5 protein-coding genes and 1 pseudogene are annotated in these 6,426 nt (G+C 40.2%); 1 reads left to right on the top strand and 5 read right to left on the bottom strand.

What is annotated here, in order from left to right; translation table 11 throughout:
* Nucleotides 1-283: 283 nt before the first annotated feature.
* The 3 genes from A1019T_RS11295 to ahcY form a co-directional block, all read right to left on the bottom strand.
* Nucleotides 284-1,177: a 16S rRNA (uracil(1498)-N(3))-methyltransferase gene (locus tag A1019T_RS11295; protein ID WP_077451718.1), complete on the bottom strand. Its 894-nt coding sequence runs from the start codon at nucleotides 1,175-1,177 to the stop codon at nucleotides 284-286.
* Nucleotides 1,178-1,181: 4 nt separating this feature from the next.
* Nucleotides 1,182-2,045 carry a methylenetetrahydrofolate reductase [NAD(P)H] gene (gene metF / locus A1019T_RS11290; RefSeq protein WP_077451717.1) on the bottom strand — a complete coding sequence of 288 codons (864 nt, stop codon included), beginning with the start codon at nucleotides 2,043-2,045 and terminating at the stop codon, nucleotides 1,182-1,184.
* A 136-nt stretch (nucleotides 2,046-2,181) separates the two neighbouring features.
* A complete protein-coding gene (gene ahcY / locus A1019T_RS11285) occupies nucleotides 2,182-3,603 on the bottom strand; it encodes an adenosylhomocysteinase (RefSeq protein WP_077451716.1) in 1,422 nt (473 codons plus the stop codon).
* Between the two features lie 744 nt (nucleotides 3,604-4,347).
* On the opposite strand from ahcY, the gene A1019T_RS11280 reads away from it, so the two are divergent.
* On the top strand, nucleotides 4,348-5,199 hold the full coding sequence (locus A1019T_RS11280) for a hypothetical protein (RefSeq protein WP_077451715.1): 852 nt from the start codon (nucleotides 4,348-4,350) through the stop codon (nucleotides 5,197-5,199).
* A 100-nt stretch (nucleotides 5,200-5,299) separates the two neighbouring features.
* On the opposite strand, the gene A1019T_RS11275 is transcribed toward A1019T_RS11280, so the two are convergent.
* Nucleotides 5,300-6,115 carry a 4'-phosphopantetheinyl transferase family protein gene (locus A1019T_RS11275; RefSeq protein WP_077451714.1) on the bottom strand — a complete coding sequence of 272 codons (816 nt, stop codon included), beginning with the start codon at nucleotides 6,113-6,115 and terminating at the stop codon, nucleotides 5,300-5,302.
* Nucleotides 6,116-6,170: 55 nt separating this feature from the next.
* Nucleotides 6,171-6,426 (bottom strand): annotated as a pseudogene (locus A1019T_RS11270) (IS4 family transposase); the annotation flags it as partial.

Here is a 6,426-nt window from a genome sequence, read left to right as displayed (position 1 = left end):
GTCTTAAATATGGTTATCGCTAATAAAAATTTATAGATGAAAAGATAGAGTCTAAACCATTACTTTACAAGCATTTGCAAAGACTTACGGGTCACAAAAAATAATTTAAATTATGAAAAATCCGTTTTTTATAGTTTTTATCTCCCTCTTTAAAAGCAAAAAAAGCCGGCACAAATTTATCTGTTGCGGGCTAATTATGGATAAAAAATGTTGATAAAAAATAAGAAAAACCAGAGTTAGTACCGATAGGTTAAGACCAAATCACTGCTTAAAAAATCACTACTTAAACAGTGTCGCTAATATGCATTAAAGTGGCTAAGGCAACCACGGGCGCCGTCTCTGTGCGTAATACTCTATTGCCCAACTGCCAAGGCAGATAGTCGCTGTCACGCGCTTGAAGATATTCAGACTCTGATAAACCGCCTTCAGCGCCAATTAGGATGTCAAATCTAGGCTTAGCTTGAGTCTGTGTTGCTTCAAAAAATTCCTGCCTAATTGAGGCATGGATATCCAATTGCTGTTTTTCTTGCTGACTGGGTACGGCCAATACTAAGTGTAGAGTAGGCTGATCAAAATACTGTTGGTAATAGTCGTCCTCTATTAGATAACTCACGTCACTATGTACTTCACCTCTTTGGACTTGTAGCCACTGTTCAATAGACACTGGTGACATGACTAAAGGAGGACGATTAAGCCCACATTGTTCACAAGCAGATAGGGCCACTTGTTGCCAGTGACTGAGTTTTTTATCGACTTGATGGGCTTTTAATCTTACCTCACCGTGCTGGCTAGTAAGTAACTGAATGGCAGTAGCGCCTAATTCGGTAGATTTTTGGATTGCATAATCCATTCTATCACCGCGACTCATAACAATGGCAATGGTGCTGTGAAAGTTACTGCTATTATTAATACTATCATGGGCAATGATACGGGCTTGAGCTGACTTCTTATCAATAGACTCAAGCTCTATGAGGCTCTGACCACCTAAACCATCGAAGATTAGACTTTGTTCACCAACTTTGGCCCGTAACACACGGCACCAATGATGATAAATATCCTCTGTCAAAGTAAGCACGCTGCCAATAGCAAGTTGGCTTAAGCAGGGTGGAGCAGAGGTAGTATTAGAGGATTCCGAACTTAGCAGTGCTAAATTCGGATTAAAGAAAAAACGACGCATGCTATTAAGCCTGTGTGCTTGAAGAGGTCAAGCCTAATGATTGTACTAGGCGCTTGTTAGGTTCCACACGGTTCATGGTGTAGAAGTGGAGGGCAGGCACGCCTTCAGCTATAAGTACTTCACATAAGCGGTGAACCACTTCAAAGCCGAACTCACGAATGGCTTTACGGTCATCTCCGTAGTCAGCCAGCTGCTTACGAATAAAGCGAGGAATGTCTGCACCGCAGCTGTCCGCAAAGCGAATTAAATTACTGGCATTAATAATGGGCATAATGCCGGCAACCAGTCTGTGCTTGTCAGTATCGACACCGCGCTTTTCTAAAGCATCCCGTAGATATAAATAACTCTCAGCGTTATAGAAGAACTGGGTAATAGCAGAGTTCGCGCCTGCTTCAAATTTATTGATTAAGTTTTGGATGTCTTGCTCAAAGCTTATGGCTTGAGGGTGCATTTCAGGATAAGCAGCAACTTCGATTTGGAAGTGATCGCCTGAATGCTCACGGATAAAGCGAACCAAATCTACAGCGAAGGGCAGCTCACCCATACCTACTTGGCCTGAAGGTAAGTCGCCTCGTAAAGCTACCATACGGCTGATGCCGATAGATTTATAAAAGTCTAAAAGTTCTGCAATTTGGCTTTTATTATCACCAATACAGGAAATATGGGGGGCAATGGGGGTGTTAGCACGGTTTTTTAGTGCCTCAACAATCCCTAAGGTACGCTCTCGAGTGGTACCACCGGCACCATAGGTTACTGAAAAATAGCTTGGCGCCAACTCATTTAAAGTATCAAAAGTCTGATATAACTTAGTGATGCCGTCATCTGTTTTAGTTGGAAAAAACTCAAAAGAAAATTGTGGCTTGCTCATGTCCTATCCTTGATGAAAAAAATATACCGCCCTAATAATAGGCTGAGAAATTGATCCAATTTCTCAGCCTTTAAAATAAACAGCTATTAATGTAATAAGTTTGCTTCTAAAAGTTAAATACTAAAAAGTATTAACATTAGTACTTATAGTCATCAGGCTTGAATGGACCTTCAACAGGAACGCCTAAGTAATCTGCTTGCTCAGGGGTCAACTGTGTCATGACACCGTTAAAACCTGCAACCATAGCAGCGGCAACTTCTTCATCTAATTTCTTTGGTAATACTTTGACGTATAAGCCGTTGGCACGTTCCTCTGCAGGTAATTCAGAGAATTTTTCTTCATGAAGATACATCTGGGCCAGTACTTGGTTGGCAAATGAACCGTCCATAACGCGTGATGGGTGGCCTGTCGCATTACCTAGGTTTACTAAGCGGCCTTCTGCCAATAAGATTAGGTAATCGCTTTTATCTTCTGAACGATAAACTTGGTGAACTTGAGGCTTGATCTCTACCCAGTTCCAAGTATCACGCATAAATTGAGTATCGATTTCAGTGTCGAAGTGACCGATGTTACAGACCACAGCGCCTGACTTTAACGCAGCAAGCATGTGCTTATCACAAACGTGGTAGTTACCGGTAGTAGTAACAATTAAGTCGGTATCTTGTAATAGGCGAGTGTTGATGCCTTCTGCTGAATCGGTGTTTTTACCATCGATATATGGAGACACTAGCTCGTAGCCATCCATACAGGCTTGCATGGCACAAATAGGGTCAACTTCTGAAACACGAACGATCATGCCTTCTTGACGTAAGCTTTGTGCTGAGCCTTTACCCACGTCACCATAACCGATCACTAGTGCACGGCGGCCGGCAAGTAACATATCTGTGGCACGTTTGATGGCATCGTTTAAGCTGTGACGACAACCATATTTGTTATCGTTTTTAGACTTAGTCACTGCATCGTTTACGTTAATAGCTGGTACTTTTAGCGTCCCTTTATTAAGCATATCGATCAGACGATGTACCCCAGTGGTGGTCTCTTCTGAGATACCATTGATGGTCTCTAGCATTTGTGGATAGTCATTATGGATTAAAGCAGTTAAGTCACCGCCGTCATCTAGGATAAGGTTGGCATCCCAAAGTTGGCCATTTTCTTCGCCGCCTACAAATAACTGTTGACGTAGGCACCATTCGTACTCTTCTTCCGTTTCGCCTTTCCAAGCAAACACAGGCACACCACTTGCAGCAATTGCCGCAGCAGCATGGTCTTGAGTAGAGAAGATGTTACATGAAGTCCAGCGTACTTCAGCACCTAGCTCGACTAGGGTCTCAATAAGTACCGCGGTTTGGATAGTCATATGAATACAACCTAGGATTTTTGCGCCCGCTAAAGGTTGCTCTTCTTTATAGCGTTTACGTAAGCCCATTAACGCTGGCATTTCAGCTTCTGCTAATGAGATCTCACGACGACCATAATCTGCTAGGCTGATATCAGCTACTTTATAGTCGCTGAAGTTTTCTAAATTGGTTTTTGAATCGATGTTAGACACTGCGTCCATCTCGAGCTCCTTGGTATTGATAAAAAATTAAGGTGAAAGAAACGCAGGTGTCGTTGTTTGCCCATTAGCTACACATCAGTATAAATACAGTTAATTCAACTTATTAGATGGTTGGAGCAACAAATTAATGTTACAGCTAATAACTCGTAAATTAGATCTATTTAAATAGAGCATCAGAAGTTTAAACTCTGAAAAATTGATGTAGCTATAAGTAAGCTATATAAGATTATAGCTATATAAAGGCTAACCGAGCCTGACAGTGAACTTTATCTAATTTAACTAAAGCAGTATCAAATGCTATAATAGCAACTGTAGTCGTTAGCAAGCTTCACTGGCGCAACACCTCTCGGCAGCTGCCTATTGTAATAGATGTGCTGACTAATGTCATCTGAAGTGTTTTGGTTTTTCGTCTTTAAATGACTTAAGGGTTCATAAATAAAGTATTAGGCTTCTGTATAATCACAGGGTATAATGCAACCCAACTTACAAATTGTAAGTAAAAATTACAGAATCCCTATTAAAAGGCAACTTTTAGGGGATGACTTTAATTGTAAAAAAGTGTTTAATAGACACATGGATTCGGGAAACCTCTAAGGTGTCTCATGGATGAGCAATTCGAGTGGCCTTTATATAGTTATGTACTGTTATTATTAAGTGCATGATAATTATAATACCCTTGAATTGCTTTTTTGTTTATTAGACACTCAATCATGGTTCAATTAAGTTATATTCTTTGGAGATGTTATGAAACTTTTTAAATTAACAGCAGTTGCAGCAGCAGTATTAGGTTCATCAGTTGCAATGGCTCAAGACGTAGTAGTAGTTACTGACGCACAACCAGTTGCTTACCAATATGACCAAAATGCTGGCGTTATCGCTAACACTACTGGTGCTGTAGTTGGTACTGGTAAAACTCTATTCAACACAGTAACTCATCCAGCTGCTGTAAGCGCTGAGATTGGTACTTTAGGTTACGGTGCTAACATCGCTTGGGGCCTAAATGAGACTACTGAACTAACTGCTGGTTGGAACGGTTTTAGCGATGACGGTACTAAAGACTTAGACGCTAGCGATTCATGGATCAACTGGGGTAAAGCTCTAGGTGACGGTTATGGTAACTTCAAAGGTGACATGAAGTATGATGCTGACTTCAGCAACCCATACCTAGGTGTTAACTTACGTCCATGGGCTAACAACTTCACTATCGGTACTGGTATCTTAGTTCCAGACAACACGTTAGAAGCTAGATTAACTACTGACAATGCAAAAGGTGCTGATATTAAGATCAACGGTACTAACTATACTGTTGCTAATGCAGAAGATGGTGGTTTCGTTGAAGCTAAAGTTGAGAACAGAAACAAACTGGCTCCTTACTTAACTGTGGGTTACCGTCCAAACATTAACCAAAACTGGGGTCTTTTCGGTGAGCTAGGTGCAGCATACATGGGTAAAATGGATGCTAAAGTAACATCAGCTGGTGTTACTGGCGAAAACGGCGAAACTAATGCTGAATTCGAAAAAGCTGCTCGTGATGAGATTCAAAAAGATGATGTTTGGTACCCAATCGTTAAAGCTGGTGTAACTTACCGCTTCTAATTATTGGCTAAGCCAAATAGTAAAAGAGCATCCCTTCGGGGGTGCTTTTTTTATGCTTAAAATATAAGAGTTAGATGGCTTTATTTAGATAATAAGACTATTACCAGATTGCTACTAAGTTTTCTGATGCTATGTAGACATAAGTAGCGTTAGTTTTAGGATCTGTTAAATCTTGATAACGATAGATTCGAGTGGAGATTTTATTATTAATAATAGATATATTGGTTGCACTATATTGTTCTTTAGCAGGCACAGGCATAATTTGTTGTGCAGCAATCAACTTACTTTTTTTCAGTCCCGACAGTAAATTTTTATTATTAGTTTTGCTTTGTTTAATTGAAGCTTCTTTTAACAGCCATAATAAATTTAAGGCTTGGGGTAGGCGGTCATTATCTAACTTTGAAAGCCAACTTTTTTCCTCTAAGGTATAGTAGCGTTGAGCTACTTTCATTGAGACAGGGTTAATTTCTAAGTCTATGCCAATTGGTTTGTTTGTATGCATAGCACAAGCAACTTTATTAGCAGAGTGGGTAAAGCAAACGTAATAATTAAAAGGAAGTAGCCTATAAGGGTAGCTGCTTTCTACTAGTCTTAAACTGCTAACTTTGAGTAAATCAACATGATTACACTCAATATAAGTAAACACCACATCTTTTATCTTTTCAAAGATAAGCTTAAACAATAACTTTCTCACCGCATATTTCTGAGCTTTGGCTAGGAGAGGCTTGTTATCTATTTTGCTATCCGCTCTAGTATTGGCAGAATATTTAGTGCTGCTAGGATAGACAAAGCTTGAAACAGCTATCACAGCACAGGTGTTTGTAGAGGATAAAGGCGAGCTATGACCTGGGTTATCAAAGCCAAAATACTGGATATCGGATAAAGATAACTCTTTAATGGTAAAGTCTGCTGTCATGTTAGGAATAAAACCCGGATATGAAAAACCCAGCCTAAGCTGTAATGCCAGTCAGTTAAGGCTGACTGGTATTTTTTTTGGGATATTTTTGTGGTTTTCCCTTAACCACCCTCGGGCAAGATCGCTTTCTACGTTCAGGAATAACAAACAACTTTCCTTCCTCTAAAACTGCATCTAACAACTTAGGGAAGAGTCCTGCAGCCTGTAAAGGCGCAAACCGTAACAGATCAACAATCGTAATAGACGCCATATGAAAGCTAATTCTTAGAGGGCTAACCTTAGCTCTAAGGGCCATATAGCGCATTAAACGT

This window comes from Psychrobacter piechaudii (assembly GCF_900162825.1).
Taxonomy (GTDB): domain Bacteria; phylum Pseudomonadota; class Gammaproteobacteria; order Pseudomonadales; family Moraxellaceae; genus Psychrobacter; species Psychrobacter piechaudii.
The sequence above is the reverse complement of the archived record's forward strand: the minus strand, read 5'-3'. Positions and strand labels throughout refer to the sequence as shown.